The sequence below is a fragment of the Hymenobacter sp. HDW8 genome, assembly GCF_011305775.1.
GTDB classification, from domain to species: domain Bacteria; phylum Bacteroidota; class Bacteroidia; order Cytophagales; family Hymenobacteraceae; genus Hymenobacter; species Hymenobacter radiodurans.
Genome location: NZ_CP049908.1, coordinates 171,058 through 185,847 on the forward strand (window position 1 = coordinate 171,058; position 14,790 = coordinate 185,847).

14 protein-coding genes and 1 pseudogene are annotated in these 14,790 nt (G+C 63.0%); 8 read left to right on the forward strand and 7 right to left on the reverse strand.

Going from position 1 to position 14,790, the window contains the following annotated elements; translation table 11 throughout:
- Positions 1-37 precede the first annotated feature (37 nt).
- The 5 genes and pseudogenes from G7064_RS20875 (at position 38) to G7064_RS20890 (ending at position 2,414) form a co-directional block, all read left to right on the forward strand.
- A complete protein-coding gene (locus tag G7064_RS20875) occupies positions 38-238 on the forward strand; it encodes a hypothetical protein (protein WP_133271052.1) in 201 nt (66 codons plus the stop codon).
- Positions 235-423 (forward strand): hypothetical protein, encoded by a 189-nt coding sequence (locus tag G7064_RS20880; RefSeq protein WP_166075286.1) that lies wholly within the window; start codon positions 235-237, stop codon positions 421-423. The genes G7064_RS20875 and G7064_RS20880 overlap by 4 nt, the downstream gene beginning before the upstream one ends.
- A gap of 230 nt (positions 424-653) precedes the next feature.
- Positions 654-1,079: a recombinase family protein gene (locus G7064_RS20885; protein ID WP_317128354.1), complete on the forward strand. Its 426-nt coding sequence runs from the start codon at positions 654-656 to the stop codon at positions 1,077-1,079.
- Positions 1,080-1,120: 41 nt separating this feature from the next.
- A pseudogene (locus tag G7064_RS23165) lies at positions 1,121-1,240 on the forward strand (hypothetical protein); the annotation flags it as partial.
- Between the two features lie 121 nt (positions 1,241-1,361).
- Positions 1,362-2,414: a YhcG family protein gene (locus tag G7064_RS20890; RefSeq protein WP_133271054.1), complete on the forward strand. Its 1,053-nt coding sequence runs from the start codon at positions 1,362-1,364 to the stop codon at positions 2,412-2,414.
- A gap of 45 nt (positions 2,415-2,459) precedes the next feature.
- Here the strand turns inward: G7064_RS20890 and G7064_RS20895 are convergent, their stop codons facing one another.
- The 7 genes from G7064_RS20895 to G7064_RS20925 form a co-directional block, all read right to left on the reverse strand.
- Positions 2,460-3,569, reverse strand: a complete 1,110-nt coding sequence (locus tag G7064_RS20895) for a VWA domain-containing protein (protein WP_166075378.1) — start codon at positions 3,567-3,569, stop codon at positions 2,460-2,462.
- Between the two features lie 38 nt (positions 3,570-3,607).
- On the reverse strand, positions 3,608-5,902 hold the full coding sequence (locus tag G7064_RS20900; protein WP_166075287.1) for a DUF5682 family protein: 2,295 nt from the start codon (positions 5,900-5,902) through the stop codon (positions 3,608-3,610).
- Between the two features lie 6 nt (positions 5,903-5,908).
- The gene (locus G7064_RS20905) at positions 5,909-6,520 is read right to left on the reverse strand and encodes a hypothetical protein (RefSeq protein ID WP_133271059.1); all 612 of its coding nucleotides are present in this window, start codon (positions 6,518-6,520) and stop codon (positions 5,909-5,911) included.
- 43 nt (positions 6,521-6,563) lie between these two features.
- The gene (locus G7064_RS20910) at positions 6,564-7,661 is read right to left on the reverse strand and encodes an ATP-binding protein (protein WP_133271060.1); all 1,098 of its coding nucleotides are present in this window, start codon (positions 7,659-7,661) and stop codon (positions 6,564-6,566) included.
- An 8-nt stretch (positions 7,662-7,669) separates the two neighbouring features.
- Entirely contained in the window at positions 7,670-10,699 is a 3,030-nt protein-coding gene (locus G7064_RS20915; RefSeq protein ID WP_166075288.1) for a DUF5691 domain-containing protein, read from the reverse strand.
- A 430-nt stretch (positions 10,700-11,129) separates the two neighbouring features.
- Positions 11,130-11,492 carry a DUF4406 domain-containing protein gene (locus G7064_RS20920; RefSeq protein ID WP_133271063.1) on the reverse strand — a complete coding sequence of 121 codons (363 nt, stop codon included), beginning with the start codon at positions 11,490-11,492 and terminating at the stop codon, positions 11,130-11,132.
- Positions 11,493-11,510: 18 nt separating this feature from the next.
- Positions 11,511-12,086: an NUDIX domain-containing protein gene (locus G7064_RS20925; RefSeq protein ID WP_133271064.1), complete on the reverse strand. Its 576-nt coding sequence runs from the start codon at positions 12,084-12,086 to the stop codon at positions 11,511-11,513.
- Positions 12,087-12,158: 72 nt separating this feature from the next.
- Here G7064_RS20925 and G7064_RS20930 point away from each other — a divergent pair, with 72 nt between their 5' ends.
- The 3 genes from G7064_RS20930 to G7064_RS20940 all read left to right on the forward strand — a co-directional run bounded on the left by G7064_RS20930 (position 12,159) and on the right by G7064_RS20940 (position 14,788).
- Entirely contained in the window at positions 12,159-12,911 is a 753-nt protein-coding gene (locus G7064_RS20930) for a DeoR/GlpR family DNA-binding transcription regulator (protein WP_133271065.1), read from the forward strand.
- Positions 12,912-13,142: 231 nt separating this feature from the next.
- The gene (locus G7064_RS20935) at positions 13,143-13,766 is read left to right on the forward strand and encodes a porin family protein (RefSeq protein ID WP_133271066.1); all 624 of its coding nucleotides are present in this window, start codon (positions 13,143-13,145) and stop codon (positions 13,764-13,766) included.
- A gap of 599 nt (positions 13,767-14,365) precedes the next feature.
- A complete protein-coding gene (locus G7064_RS20940) occupies positions 14,366-14,788 on the forward strand; it encodes a hypothetical protein (protein ID WP_240731352.1) in 423 nt (140 codons plus the stop codon).
- Positions 14,789-14,790 lie beyond the last annotated feature (2 nt).

Genomic DNA, 14,790 nt, shown 5'->3' on the forward strand with positions numbered 1-14,790 from the left:
GCAAGTTGCCTTCGTAAATACTCCTGATCATTAACGCATGCACTACATTGTCAATCCCAGCAGGCTAAAAAATCTACTTCGACTCGACGCTCTGCTGGGCGGCACTACTGCCGTGGTGGGCTTAGCATTTTCCTCTGCTTTGGCTAAGCTGTTAGGCTTAAGTACCCTCGTGGTCATCATCGTAGCGGGCATCACGCTCCTCTACGCTGGGCTGGGTGGCTGGCCGTGCTACCCTTGACCTCTGTGCGGCTCACGCGCTGGCTCATTCAAGCCAATTGGCTGTGGACCTTCATCAGCTTGGGCTTATGGCTGGCGCACCTTCACACGGCCACAGGGTTGGGAGTGGTGTTTTTGCTGCTGCTGGTCATCGTTGTGGTTGGCCTAGCTTATCTGGAGGGACAGCAGTTATCGCGCGAGCCCTAATTGGCGTGGTGGCCACGTCACGGACGGCTCGGTCCGCGCAGGCTGGGCAAACCAGTTAGGACGTTCTTTTTTACGGAGCAAGCTATAATAACGACCGTATTGTGAGACGAGAAGCTGACCCATATGCGGCATGAGTTCTACCCAAAGAAGAGCGATAAAAGTCTAGAATTGTTGTCTCAGAAATCAATGCGTCAGTATCTTAAGACTTATTGACTTAGCGAGACGAACGGATGGTTTGGGGCTATGCGCAAGTATCGACTCAGCAACAACAGTTGCACCTACAGCTCGATGCCTTACGGGCCTACGGCTGCCAGGAAGTAATGAAAGAAAAGGCCTCCGCCCTGAAAGAGCGGCCGGCTTTGCGCGAATTGCTTGACCAAGTCCAGTCCGGCGATACGGTCGTCGTCTGGAAGCTGGACCGACTAGGCCGTTCCCTGAAACACCTAGTCGAATTAGTGCTTGGGTTTCAGGAGAAGCAGATCCAGTTTGTCAGTCTGCAGGACCATCTGGATACGACCACCGCCCAAGGTCGCTTGATGTTTAATCTGTTTGCTTCGTTGGCCGAGTTTGAGCGCGACCTGATCCGCGAACGCACCCAAGCGGGACTAGCGGCCGCGCGAGCCCGGGGCCGGCAGGGGGACGACCTCCGGGCCTAAGCAAAGAAGCCCAGCGGAAAGCCGAAGCGGTTAAAACCCTCTACTTGCAAAAGGACAAAACGGCGGAAGAGATTGGGCAGCTGCTCGGCATTGGCCGCTCCACTGTCTATCGCTCTTTGCGTTTGCTGGGGGTGCGCGGTAGTTCACGTGCTGCAACGTAAACTCCCCGTAACAGAGAAGCGCGATTAGCAGTAGGGGTGGGCAGCGTTGCTCGCTAGCTATTCCCCTAGGTTGTAGCTTCGCCGCCACCTTCTTGGCCGCTGCGACTTTCCCTCCCCGACTATGCCCCTTTCCGTTGATCCCGCTGCCTTCGGCTCCCTGCTCGACCACCTCAAGCGCGAAATCCACCGCGCCCAGCTGCGCGCTATCCGCGCCGCCAATGGGGAGCTGCTGGGCCTCTACTGGCGCCTGGGCCGGTTGATCCTGGACCAGCAAGCCCAACAGGGCTGGGGCGCCAAGGTCATCGACCAGCTGGCCAAGGCCCTGCAACAGGAGTTTCCCGCCATGAAAGGCTTGTCGGCGCGCAACCTCAAGTACATGCGCCGCTTTGCCCACACTTACCCCGACGCCGAATTCGTGCAAGCCACGCTTGCACAAATTCCCTGGTACCACCACCTGACCTTGCTCGAGAAGGTGCCGGACGCGGCCACCCGCCAGCTGTATGTGGGAGCCACCGCTCGCCACGGCTGGTCGCGCGACGTGCTGGTGCACCAAATTGAGAGTGGCTACCACCTGCGGCAAGGGCAGGCCGTCACCAATTTCGCCCGTACCCTGCCCGCCGCCCAGTCGGAGCTGGCCCAGCAGACCCTGAAAGATCCTTATTTATTCGACTTCCTCGGGCTCAGCGACGAGGTCAAAGAACGCGACCTGCAGCGGGGCCTGCTGGAGCACATCACCCAGTTCCTGCTCGAGTTGGGCCGCGGGTTTGCCTACGTCGGCCAGCAGGTACCCCTGGTCGTGGGCGGGCAGGACTACTACCTGGATCTGCTCTTTTATCACCTGCAGCTGCGCGCCTACGTGGTGGTGGAGCTCAAAATCACGGAGTTCAAGCCCGAGTACGCCGGTAAGCTCAACTTCTACCTGGCGGCCGTCGACGATTTGGTGCGCCACCCGCAGGATGGGCCCACCATCGGGCTGCTGCTCTGCAAGAGCCGCAACGACGTGGTGGCCGAGTACGCCTTGCGCGACGTGCACAAGCCCATTGGCATTGCTGAGTACCGGCTGACCGAAGCTTTGCCCGCCAGTTTACAGGCCGCACTGCCCAGCATCGAAGCGCTGGAAAACACCTTGCGCGCGCGCACGCCGCCCCCCAACAGCCCAGAGCAAGACGGGTAAGCTAGAGCGCAGCAGGGCCGCCTACAGGTTTTCCACCTCCTAGGGTTACGCCTCCAGCTTTTGCCCCTGAATCGCGGCGGCCATCAGGTCCGGAAACCGGGCCGGGGTACAGGCAAAACTAGGAATACTCAGGGCGGCCAGCTGCTCGGCTACCCGACGATCGAAGCTCGGAGCCCCGTCATCACTGAGGGCCAGCAGCACCACCAGGTTCACCCCCGAAGACTTGAGCGCCGCCGCCCGTTTGATCATCTCCCGCTCGTTCCCGCCTTCGTAGAGGTCGGTCACGAGCACCAGGATGGTATCCGTGGGCCGGGTGATGAGCTGCTGGCAGTAAGTGAGCGCCAAGTTAATGTCCGTGCCCCCGCCCAGCTGCACGCCGAAGAGCAAATCCACCGGGTCGCGCAGGTTGTCACTGAGGTTCACCACGGCGGTATCAAAAACGACCATGTGCGTTTTCACCGCTTTCAGCGAGGCCAGCACCGCCCCAAACACGCCGGCGTAGACCACCGAGGAGGCCATGGAGCCACTTTGGTCCACGCACAATACGATTTCCTTCAGGGCCTGCCCGCGTCGGCCGAAGCCCACCAGCCGCTCGGGAATCACGGTCTTGTGCGCCGCCTGATAGTGCCGCAGATTGGCCTTTATCGTGGCGCCCCAGTCGATCTCGTGGTAGCGGGGGCGGGGGTTGCGCACGGCCCGACTCAGCGCTCCCTGCACGGCCTGGCGCAAGGGGTTGGCCAGCTTCTTCTCCAAATCGCGCACCACTTTCGTCACCACTTCGCGAGCGGTGACTTTGGCCTTCTGCGGCATCACGCGGCTGAGGGAGAGCAGCGTGCCCACCAGGTGCACGTCGGCCTGCACCGTGCGCAGGATTTCGGGTTCAAGCAGCAGCTGGTTCAGGCCCAAGCGCGTCATGGCATCCTGCTGCATGACCGCCACCACGTCGGTGGGGAAGAACTCGCGGATGTCGCCCAGCCAGCGGCTCACCCGCGGGGCCGAGCCGCCCAGCCCCCCCGCCTTGCGCTCCGTCTTATCGCCATCATACAGGGCGGTGAGGACATCGTCCATGCGACCATAATCGGGCGGCAGAGGCACGGCATTATTCGCATCGGCGGCGCTGCCGAGGACAAGTTTCCAGCGGGCTTGGGTAGGCATAGTAGCTTGTGATTTAGTATTCAATCCGGCGCTGCTGGCTAGTTCGCAACGCCTAACAACGCGCGTAAACCCGGCAATACCCGCCGCCCGCGTTCCCAGTCAATGCCTAGTGTCTTCAAACTCCCCACCGGTGCCGCGGCGTCCCGTCCTGCCAGTTCCAACAGCTGCTGCCGCTCCGGCAGCGAAAAGTCAGTGAAGGCCCGGCGCAAGAGGGGCACGGTTTCGCGGAAAGTGTCTTCGTTCAAGCTGCCGAGCCAGGTATCGAGTAAGCCAAATAGCTCGCGGTGATGAATAAGCAGCAGGCCGCTGCCGCGCAGAAAGCCTTCTATCCAGGCCGTGGCGTAGTCCGTGGGCTGGGCGGGCGCCAGGGCCAGGCCGAGCACCGTGGCCGTATTGACTGCATCGGCCTGCTGGGCGTCGAAGAGCAGGCGGGCCGCCGCCCCGGCCAGCAGGCCGTTGCTGGCCCCGTTGCGCTGCACGGCCGCCAAGGCGGCGTACCAAGCAGCTTCGTGCTCGGGGTGTTGCAACAGCCGGATGGCCTGGTGGGTAGCTTCGATGCGGGTCAGCAGCGGACGTGCCGCGTCATAGTCGAGGCCCACGCCGGCCGCCGGTAGGCCAATGCAGAGGCGCGGCACGAGCTGGTTTACGACCTGCCCGACCTGGGCCGTATCGGTGCGGCGCACGTTGCCGTAGCGCAGCACCTGCACCAGCGGGGGCAGTGCGGCCAGCAGGTGGGTCACGTCGCGGGTAGCGGCTCCGATGGTCTCGAGCCGGCTGACCAGCGCCGGAATAGCCGGGCCGAGGTCGGCACGCAGGGCCTGTTCCAGCACCTGGCTGACGGCCTCTAGGCTCGTGGCTTCGGTGGCCCGGGCGGTGGCCCGCGCTGCGGCGGCCGTGAGCACCGTGTTGCCCCAGCGGCCAGCCTCGATGACCGAGAGCGCGAACTCCGGCTCCCAGCGCAGGCGCCAGAGTTCGTGGAAGGTGCCGCTCTTGCCCCCTACTTCCTCCGGTTCGCCCCAGGGAATGTCGAGCAGGCGCAGGCGGTGCAGCAGGTGGCTACGCTCGCGCTGGGCAGGCTGACGCAAATCCAGGTCCAGGGGCCTGAGCAGGGCCTCAGGCTTCAGGCGCAGCGATTTTTGCTGCTGGGTCAGGTCCTGCTGCAGGGGCGTGGCGGGCAGCCCGGCGGGCACTTCGCCCAGCTTCTCCCCAATCACGAGTTCTTGATGAATAAGAGCTAAAGGTTCGGCGTAGCCACCACCCAGGATGGCCACGGCGGCCTCCTGCAGCTCGTCGATGCCGGGCAGGGCCAGCCCGCGCACGGCCGCCAGGGCGGAGGCCAACCGCACCCCTTCGATGGCGTGGGCCGAGGAGGCATCCCCGTCCTGGCTGCGCAGCAGGCGCGTGGCCCGCACCATCCAGTGGGTGAGCACCTCGGCGCGGGGCTCAGCGAACAGCAGCTCGTACCAGGCTGGCGAGAGCACGCCCGCCCCGTAGCCCGAGCTAAAGGAGAGCCGCTCGTAAGTCCAGGGAATCCAAGTGGTTTCGGTGGGCACTTTTTTCAGGCCTTTGAGCCGGGCTTTATCTTCTTTTTTCAGCAGCTCGGCGCGCAGCACCGGCGCGTGCCAGGCCCCGCACACCACCGCCACCCGCTGGTAGCCCTGGGTGAGCGTAGCTCGTAGTGTTTCGCGCATGAAAGCCTCGCGCAACAGGGTCTCCTCGGTTTCGGGCCGGGCCAGCTCCTCGCGCAGGGCCGTCATCAGGTCCAGCACCACAGCAAACGTGTCGGCGTTGCCGGGTGCGTGCTCAAGGTGGGTTTCCCACCACTGCTCCGAATCAGTGTAGCCGGCCAGGCGGGCAATGTAGGCCACGGGGTCGGCGTCCATAGGGGGCGGGGCAGGTGGGGAATCAGCTAGCTCGCTCTCAGCAGGGGATTGGGTGTCAACTCCTTCCGGGCCGGGGTCGGGCTCATCTTCCCTGGCGACCGGTTCCACTTCTCCCATCTCCCGCATGCCAAACCGCAGGGCCATGGGGAGATCCATGCAGCGCACGTGGGCGTCGTTTCTGGCGCACCACTGCACCGCCTGCCACTCCGGCGAGAACGTGGCAAACGGGAGAAACGAAGCCTGGCCTTGCTGCTTGGGGTTATACACCAGCAGGGCCACCGGCGGCAGCAACTCCGGGTGCGTGGCCCTAGCTAGGGCCGCTTCGGCATCAGCGGGGCACTCCAGCAGCACGATGTCAGGCCGGAACGCCTCGAGCGCCGCCACGAGGCTGGCGGCGCTGCCGGGCCCATGGTGGCGAATGCCAAAAAGGCGCAGGTCAGGGGTGGGCATAAAGGGCTAAGAATTCTGGACGGCCAAATCGTTGCTATTTCGCTCCTGCAGGAGTTCACGGGCCGCGGTCACTGCCGCCGGAACCATCTTTTGCTCGGTCACGATCAGCCCGAGGGCCTCATCCGTTTTCCGGGCAAACGTCTGTTTGAATTGATCTACGCTCTCCCGCCAGCGAGCCGTGCGGTGAGCCGGCGACGGCTGAGGCAGGAGGGAGTGAAGATGCTTCCGGAGGAAGGAATCAGCCGCCGTCTTATGCAGGAAATAGTAGGCCAGCAGCACGACGAAGGATAGGGGGTCAAATCCGACGGTCGCTGACCCGAAGGTGAGCCCCACGCTCATCCTGAGCGGCATGAAATTCACTAGGTTGAATAAGCCTAGTAGAAGGGTTATAAGCAGGGCATACCAGAAGAAAGGCCGAAAGCAGAGATAGAGGACCACCGTTCCCAACAGGCAGGCAAACCCCAGATAGTGGGCAGCAGTCACACTAAAATAGGAGTACCGTCCCTCCGCCAGCAGTTGACTGATCAGGGGGCTGCTGATGGTGTAGGCGCTCAGGATCAGCAAGCCTACCACAGGAGCTAGATTGCGATGGGGGCGAAGGAGAGAGGGTGAAATCATAACGATATTTTTGGGCCGGTAGGACGTCCCCGTGAAGCGAACCTTAAGCTACGACCTCTCGACAAGCCCGGTATAAATCCTTCCACCCGTCGCGCTCCTTTACTACCGTTTCCAGGTACTCCAGCCACACCACTTGGTCCGGCCCTGGGTCCTTGATGACGGCCCCGGTTAGGCCCGCGGCCAGGTCGTGGGCGCGCAGGATGCCATCACCAAAGTAGGCGGCCAGGGCCAGGCCGGAGTTCATGACCGAAATGGCTTCGCCAGTGCTCAACGTGCCGGTGGGCGACTTGAGCTTGGTCTTGCCGTTTTCCGTTACGCCGGACCGCAACTCGCGGAAGATAGTGACCAGGCGGCTGATCTGCTCCAGCGCGGGCGCTTCCACGGGCAGCTGTAGCGCCTGGCCTTGCTTGGCCACGCGCGTTTGCACGATGTGTACTTCCTCGGCCAGCGTGGCCGGCAGAGGCAATACCACGGCGTTGAAGCGGCGGCGCAGGGCGCTGCTCAGCTCGTTTACGCCCCGGTCGCGGTCGTTGGCCGTGGCAATGACGTTGAAGCCCTGGGTGGCCTGGATTTCGGTGCTCAGCTCCGGAATGGGCAGCACCTTTTCCGAGAGCATGGTCAGCAGCGTGTCCTGCACGTCGGAGGGAATACGGGTGAGCTCCTCAATACGCACCAGCTGGCCCGTTTCCATGCCTTTGTAGAGGGGGCTGGGCACCAGGGCACCCAGGGAGGGGCCTTCGGCCAGCAGGCGGGCGTAGTTCCAGGAGTAGCGCAGGCTGTCCTCGGCGGTGCCAGCGGTACCCTGGACCAGCAGGTTGGTGTGCCCGCTGATGGCCGCCGTCAGGTGCTCCGACACCCAGCTCTTGGCCGTGCCGGGTACGCCCAGCAAGAGCAGGGCACGGTCCGTAGCCAAGGTAGCCACGGCAATTTCCATGAGCCGCCGCTGGCCAATGTACTTGGGCTCCACCGCGAAGCCACTGGCCAGCTGGCCGCCCAGCAGGTAGGTCACCACGGCCCAGGGCGAGAGCTGCCAGCCCGGCGGCTTGGGCCGATCGTCGGCGGCTTTCAGCGCCGCCAGCTCTTCGGCATATAGGTCTTCGGCATGGGGGCGGAGTAAATCAGTGGGTAGAGGAGCAGCCATACATTGGGTTAGGCAAGAGAAGCGGTGGAAGGTTCGGTGAGGCTGGCCGTGAGTTGCTGGCGGAACTGCAGCGAGTCCAGGAATTGCTCTAGGAGCGGAGCTACTAAGGGATATCTTTCGCCCACGGGGCGCAGCGCCGCAGTGCACTGCGGTGCCAAGGGCAGCGGCACGTAGCTCGCCAGGCGAGACAGCAGCGTGGAGAGGCGCTGGTACGGTTCCCCATAGGAGTTGGTCACCAGGGGCGCCAGCACCTTGGCACTGCACTCGAGGGCGGCGTTGACGATATCAGCGGGCCAGGGGAGGAAGATGCAGTTTAGAAAATCGGGCAGGATAAATGGTGAGCCCTTGTCCTTGAGCGGCAGCATTTCCCGGAGCAACGCGAGTTTTTCGTCCTCGCTCAGCACCCAGCTCAGGTGGGTGGTTAGTTGGTGAAACCAGCGGGTGGGTTGGGCGACATGACGCACTAGCAGGGGCGCCGCAAAGGCCTTGTCCTGGTGCAGATACGCCGCCCGGGACCAGGCCTGCAGCAGCAAGCGCGCCCACTCGGTGGCTTCGGCCAGCGTCAATAGCTCCTCGGCCGACACCTGCAGGTGCGCGGTCCACCGACTCGGCGGCAACAGCGTGAGCAGCTGGCCCAGCCAGCCGGCCCGCTCGCCGCCCTCAAACCGGTCGTCGCGCTGCTCGATGCCATCGGCCAGCCAGGTTTTGTCCCACCCTTCGGGCAGCGTCACTTCTAGCTTGTTGCGTCCGATCAGCGGGCGTTTCAGGGTAAGCAGGGACGCGGCCCGCTGCCAGAGCCGCTCCACTAGGACCGAGTGGGGCAGGCGCACGAGCAGCGGCACCACCGTTTGGCGCACCTCTTTGCTTTTGGCGGCGAGGTAGGTTTCCAGCAGCGGCTCGTCGGCCGCCGTTACGGTGTGTTCCAGCTCCCCGAGCAGCGCCGCTTGGGTAGCCGCCCGTTCCGTGGGCAGCGTGGCCGCCAGCAGCTCCCGGGCCTGTTCCGGGTCCGACTGGTGGAGCTGATGCAGGAAGAAACGGCGGTCGATCAGGGTGCCCGTTTCCCAGGTCGCTCGGTCCTGCAAGGGATGCACCTGGGCCAGCACTGGGTGCCACTCCGGGTTCTGCTGGGCCAGCCAGCGGCCCCGTTCTCCTAAAATAGCGGAGAGGGCACCCGGCAGGTGCCGCCGCAGGTCCGCGCTATTCAGTGCCGCCACCAGCAGGGCCGGGGGCACTAGGCGCTGGTGCTGCGCCATCTGCTCCCAGTAGGTGGTCCGGAAAGCCACGTAGCGGTTACTCGCCAGCAAGGCCCGAAAACACTCCGTGCCCCGGGGACCGAGGGGTTCACCGATTTCGGGGGGGGGCGGGGCCGGCGGGGCGACTGGTGTAGTCGGCGCCAGGAAGCCGGCTCTCTGCACCAGGGCCAGGGTGCCGGCCGCAAGCAGTAGTTGCTGTTCGGGGCCGTCGGCCGGGGTGAAGCCGGTAGGAATTGCCGGTACGGTTTCCCCACTTTGCCGCGTGCCCAGCAGCGCAATGCGCAGCAACTGGGCAGGGGACGGCAAGGGTACTTCTTGCGGATCGGCGGCTGGCGCTGTGCCCTGCGGCACCACCGCCGCTATTTCAGGATTGCGGAGGGCCGGCGCGGCGGCCGCCTCTTCCCCAGGCCAGTGGCTTAAGGGGCGGAACGCCCGGCCGTCCCACTCCCCGAACAGGGTAAGCGGGTGCCCGCCGGTGTCGGCCAGCAGTTGCCAGGGGGCATCATCAGTGGCAAAGCGCAGGGGCAGGGCCCCGTCCGTAGGGTGATGCAGCACCCAACGCCCATCGGGCTGCAGCATGGGCACGACCTGAGTCACAGCGGCGGGCCACTCGCGCAGCCAGGGTTGCCGGGCCAGGGCATCGGAGTAGTCGCTCAACAGCTCGCGGGACGGGCCGGCGGCCGGGGCGTCAGTAGCTGGAAAAGAGCCAGCATAGGTCAGCGCCACGGGCGCCGCGCGTAGGGGCAGGGGACCAGGGTAAAACAAGAGCGCGCCCTGGTAGCGCCCCTGCGGCACCAGGGGGGTGGCAAAGGGTTGGCTGCCAAAGGCGAACTCCAGCACCCGCGCGTACCGGCCCGTAGCCTCGCCTCGCAGCCAGCTGCGGCGGGCGCGCAGGCGGTCCTCGTCCCAGGTAAACTGGCCCAGCACCCGCCACACATCCGGCACCGGCGCGGCGTAAGCGGGCAATTCTTCCTGCTTGAGGGATACGCCGACCTGCTGCCATACTTCCTGGCGGGTGGCCAGGGGCAGCTGCTCCCGGTTCTGGAAGGCCCGCACCAGCCAGTACAGCTCGCCCAGCCGGGCCAGCAGGCGAGCGGGCCAGTCGGCATGGGCGTGGCGCAGGGTCGCCAACTCGCGCACCGTGCCCGCTAGGCCCGGCAGCTGGTTGTCCACCAGCCGGGCGGCCTGGCTTTCCCACAACTTGCTTGGCTGCTGGTCCAGGGTCGCCAGGCCATGGCGCACTAGGTCGAGCAGCCAGCGCTCCAGCTCGTCCACGCCCTGGGCCATGCGGGCCAATCGGGCAGCGGAAACCTCGCTGTTGGGGCCGCCAGCGGCAGTGGTTACCGCCGCCGATTCGGCTAACCCTTCGCCTAGGCTAACTGGCGTTGGTGTTCCAATCGCCGCTCCGGCCGCTTTCGCTACCGCCAGGACCACTTTATCCGTCTTTTTACCTTGGGTTTGCTGGCGCTTGGCTAGCCATTCTTCCAGCCAGGCCGGCGGAGTCGCCTGGGGAAATAGCGCCGGTTGACGCGCCAGCAGCAGGAGCAGACCGGCCCCATGCTTGCAGGGAAACACCCGACTAGGGCAGGAGCACTTGAAGGCCGGCTCAGTTAAGTCGATGCCCGTCAGGTAGGGCTTGGCCCCGCTGCCCGCGCACTCGCCCCAGGCCACCGTGTCGGTTTGGCCCAAGTTGCCCCACTTCGTCGGGGTGGCCAGTTCCTGGCCTCGTTTTAGGGTACCCGCATCCGTGACCAGCGCGCGGACCTGCTCTTCCGTCCAGGTCACGCGAGGATAATTTTAGCACTCAACTGTCTAGCTTATAATTTCCGGCAAAGTACAAGTTCAGCTAATAACGTGCTAATTTCCTCTCTCTCGTTTCCACTTTCCTTCAACTAGATGATCTTTCCCGATGGGAGGGTAAAAACGTAGTGCATACCCACCCGTTTAAGCCGAAAATCTTGCGTTAAGACCATAACTGCATACCAAGCTGGGAGCAGTCTCGCAAGGAGCCGTGGGAAGAGAGAATGTAGTCGACGGCTAGCTTATCGCCCCTGCTAATGGTCTATTATTACCGTCAGCAGGGGCATTTTAGCTAGGGGACGATTCCACGTAGCGAGAGTGAATAGCTGGGTTACATGCTTAGGAGGAACGTGCTCAAGACTTAATGTGCACTTGCGCCGGAAACGGTGAAAAGCTGCGCTCGCTCTGGGGAGGCTCACCCTGGCTCGCATCCCGGGATCTCCGCCACGTGGTAGTACACGGGTAAGCCCCGCTGCTGGGCCCGGCGCACCTCCTCATCGGCTCCTTGCGAGGCGCCGGGCAGCCGCAGCACCGCGTCGCACTTGGCCAGCAACCGGTGGGCGACGGGGTAGAGGATTTCCTCGTACGGGGCATCACCCGGCCGCGTGGAGCCGGCCCGCGCGAGCAAAGGCAAGGCGACCCATTCGCCAATCATGGGCAGGTGGCCAGCCCGGAACATGGGCAACGCGGCGGCTTCGAGCTGGTGTAGGTTGGCGGCCATGCGGGCCGGGTCGTCGTTGGTGCCGCTCCGGTAGGGGCCAGCAATGAGAATCATCATGAGAAGGGGAAAGGAGGGTTAAGCGGTCAGTTGTTGCAGGCGCAGGTGTTGGAGGAGCATGATGGTCTTACCGTCCTGAATCTCGCCCGTGGCCACCATCCCCAGGGCTTGGGAGAGCGGCAGCTCCAGCACCTCGATTTCTTCTTCGTCGATGCCCCCACCCCCGCGCCGCTCGGTGTCCGGGGAGTATTCGGCCAGATAGAAGAACAAGCGCTCAGTCACCGAGCCCGGGCTCATGTAGGCCTCCATGACTTTCTGCACCGTCGTCAGCCGGTAGCCCGTTTCCTCTTCCGTCTCGCGCCGGATGGCCGCATCGGGCTGCTCATCGTCCAGCAGCCCGGCACAGGTTTCAATCAGCATCCCGGTGGGATTGCCATTGATGAAGGTAGGCAGCCGAAACTGCCGGGTCAGAATAACGGTGTCGGCGGCCGGGCTGTGTAGCAAAATGGTGGCCCCGTTGCCCCGGTCGTAGGCTTCGCGCGACTGGGTTTCCCAGGTGCCATTGCGGCGCTGGTAAGCAAAGGTGAATTTGCGCAGCGTGTACCAGTTAGCGGACAGGATTTCGGGTACCTGCAGGCGGATACGTTCGTTCATACAAAAGTAATCGTTCGTTTGTGTTCGTTTCTGTTTCTTTGTGATTGGATAGCAGCAAGTAACACGAAACCCATGAATTCTCCTTTGCGCAAGCAGTATTTATTGTCGGCCCTGGCCCAGTACGGCAGCCTGGAAGTAACCGCTGCCGCCCAGCAGTTACGGACCACGCCCCTCACGATCCGGCGCGATTTAGCCCAGCTCGCGGCGGCGGGCTTGGTCGTGCGCACCCACGGCGGGGCCGTGCTGCCCGGCGCGGTGAAGAACCCGGTGGCCTTTGCCCGCAAATCCACGGCCCACGCGGCCGAGAAAGCGGCCCTCTGTCAGCTGGCCGCCACGCAGATCAGCGCCGGGGACACGATTTTCATCGACTGCGGCAGCACTACTTTCCCGCTCTGTCCGCTCATCCGCCACCTCCAGATTCGTGTGGTCACCAACTCGCTGCCCGTGCTCTTCGAATTAGTGGGCTCCGCCGTGCAAGTGGTGCTCGCCGGCGGAGAAGTAGACGCCGAGCGGCAAGCCTTGCACGGCACCGTGGCGGTCGAGCAGTTGAAGCGCTACCGCGTGGACAAAGCCTTTCTCGGCGTGGATGGACTTTCGCTACAGCGGGGCTTAAGCGCTAACAGCGAAGCCGAAGCCGCCATTAGCCTGGCGGTAGCCGGTGCCGCGAGCCACGTGTATCTACTGTGTGATGCGAGTAAACTCGAGCAGGACAAGTATTTCCAGTTCGCCCCCCTCTCCCTGCTTGATACCCTGATTACGGACGCCCGGGCATCGGCGGACCTGCTGGCGCAGTATCGGAAAGCGGGACTATCGATCCTGACCTAATCGGAGGGAAGTCTAGCAGTCAGTCCTCCTAGCTGACTGCAGGCAGCAAAACCACCGCTGCACGCTCCCGTCACATCTCTTAAACGGTGGCTAAGAAACGTGACACCGGTGTGGAGCGATGAGGAAGAACACGAGGCGCCAACACTCAAATTCGAAGAATAGGTACGATAAGTGTTCAGTGCGACCGCAGCTTGGAGGCTATAACTATCCTTCTATTTAGGTGAAGTGACGATGTATACGATTATAGGAAGTTGCCTGCTGCTCAGTGCCAGGCTTGCTTCGGCGGCCGCTGCTCAAGGGCTACCGCTGGGCCTAAAAGCCGGCATCGGCGAAGCCACGGTACACGGTCAGCGCCGCGCCGTGTTGCAGGAGCTTTACCAAACGGAGGTGACGGCTATTCACCAGGTGGTTGGGGGAGTCAGTCTCACCCTCCCTTTTCCGCACAGTCGCGCTTTCAGCTGGCAGCCGGAACTGCTCTATGTGCGCCGCGGCTTTCGCATTGCCCACCCGAGTCAACGCGCTACGCGGCGGGAGCGGTATGATTATCTCGAGGGGGCCTTCTTCGTCCGGTATACCCAGCAGGGCTTCTTCGCCGAAGCCGGACCCCAGCTTGGGTACTTACTGCACAACCGCACCGACGGGGCAGATGATTCGGGCTCGCGCCTCACGTCGCAGCGGCTGCGTTCGGAGTTTAGGTTCAGTCTGGGGGCCACCGCAGGCGTCGGCTACCAACTCGCGTCGGGTCCGCTGGTGGGAGCACGCTACACGGTCAGCTCGGCATATTCGGTCTGGAATGCGGTCACCCAACTCTATGTGGGCTATACCTTTGGCCAGCAGCACCGGCCACCAGGATAGGCCTGTCGCTGGGTGAGCCGACAGAGTAGTGTGTGACAAGCACCTGTACGATGCGTTGCTTACAGCCGCGAGCACTGGCTGGCGGTTTGCTGCTGGGCTTTGGCTGCGGCGGACGTCTATTTAAAATATAAGGTATGATAACCTTCACTCGTCATAACTTGACGCCGAAAGCTACCAGATCAGGTGGCTTTTTTCTATGCCCCGATAAGTAGCGATAAGATTTGCCTACCAGCGAGGTAAACATAGACGTCGTTATTTGTACATTAAAAGTACTTTGTATTGCAAAGCAAATAAAAGGAACCTACCTTGCACCCACTAAAATGTAGGTCGGCATCGGCAATAGGGTACTAGAAGCGCTAGTGGATGTCAACGTCGCCCACGATCAACTGTGAATTCGGATTACCTAGGGATTCAGCAGATTACGAGTGGGCTGTTGCAAGCCCTGGTAACATGTTCTCGCCTTGCGTTTTACCGATCATGTCCGTGTGTTTCGGCTGCTACCAGTATTTATCGATGATGCCTGCCCTACAGTCCTGCCGACCCTATGTTTCGTTGGTCCTGCTCTTTATTCCCCCTTATTATTCGGGGTCCTATTGCTCGTGTTTCGCGGCAGCGACCCCTTGCAACTGGCCGCTGAATGGCCCTACCTGCCGTGGCAGTTCCTGGTGATGGGCGTGGCGGGCAGTGTGGCCACCTTGGGCGGGGTACTGGATTGGCGCTACCACCGCAACCCCCTGAACATGAAGATTCCTAAAAAGGAGCGCGACGCGGAAGCCGCAGCGCTGGGGCTGGGGGGCGTACCCATGTTTGGGCTGATGTGGGGGGCCATGATGCATCCCCGGCCGACGGCGTGGTTAATTCCCATCCTGGTGGTGCTGATGTATACCGTGGTGGCCATCAGTTACGACGAGTTCGTGTTCCACCGCAAACGCTGCGGGCCCTTGGAAAACACGTATCATCGACTGCTGGTGGGGGGCAATGGCGTAGCCTGGCTGGCCTGGGTTCACTTTATTTACTGCTAAGC

Excerpts from the sequence above, each read along its gene's own strand:
- G7064_RS20875 (WP_133271052.1), top strand. The coding sequence starts at position 38 with ATGCACTACATTGTCAATCCCAGCAGGCTAAAAAATCTACTTCGACTC.
- G7064_RS20885 (WP_317128354.1), top strand. The coding sequence starts at position 654 with ATGGTTTGGGGCTATGCGCAAGTATCGACTCAGCAACAACAGTTGCAC.
- G7064_RS20890 (WP_133271054.1), top strand. The coding sequence starts at position 1,362 with ATGCCCCTTTCCGTTGATCCCGCTGCCTTCGGCTCCCTGCTCGACCAC.
- G7064_RS20895 (WP_166075378.1), bottom strand. The coding sequence starts at position 3,569 with ATGCCTACCCAAGCCCGCTGGAAACTTGTCCTCGGCAGCGCCGCCGAT.
- G7064_RS20900 (WP_166075287.1), bottom strand. The coding sequence starts at position 5,902 with ATGCCCACCCCTGACCTGCGCCTTTTTGGCATTCGCCACCATGGGCCC.
- G7064_RS20905 (WP_133271059.1), bottom strand. The coding sequence starts at position 6,520 with ATGATTTCACCCTCTCTCCTTCGCCCCCATCGCAATCTAGCTCCTGTG.
- G7064_RS20910 (WP_133271060.1), bottom strand. The coding sequence starts at position 7,661 with ATGGCTGCTCCTCTACCCACTGATTTACTCCGCCCCCATGCCGAAGAC.
- G7064_RS20920 (WP_133271063.1), bottom strand. The coding sequence starts at position 11,492 with ATGATGATTCTCATTGCTGGCCCCTACCGGAGCGGCACCAACGACGAC.
- G7064_RS20925 (WP_133271064.1), bottom strand. The coding sequence starts at position 12,086 with ATGAACGAACGTATCCGCCTGCAGGTACCCGAAATCCTGTCCGCTAAC.
- G7064_RS20930 (WP_133271065.1), top strand. The coding sequence starts at position 12,159 with ATGAATTCTCCTTTGCGCAAGCAGTATTTATTGTCGGCCCTGGCCCAG.
- G7064_RS20935 (WP_133271066.1), top strand. The coding sequence starts at position 13,143 with ATGTATACGATTATAGGAAGTTGCCTGCTGCTCAGTGCCAGGCTTGCT.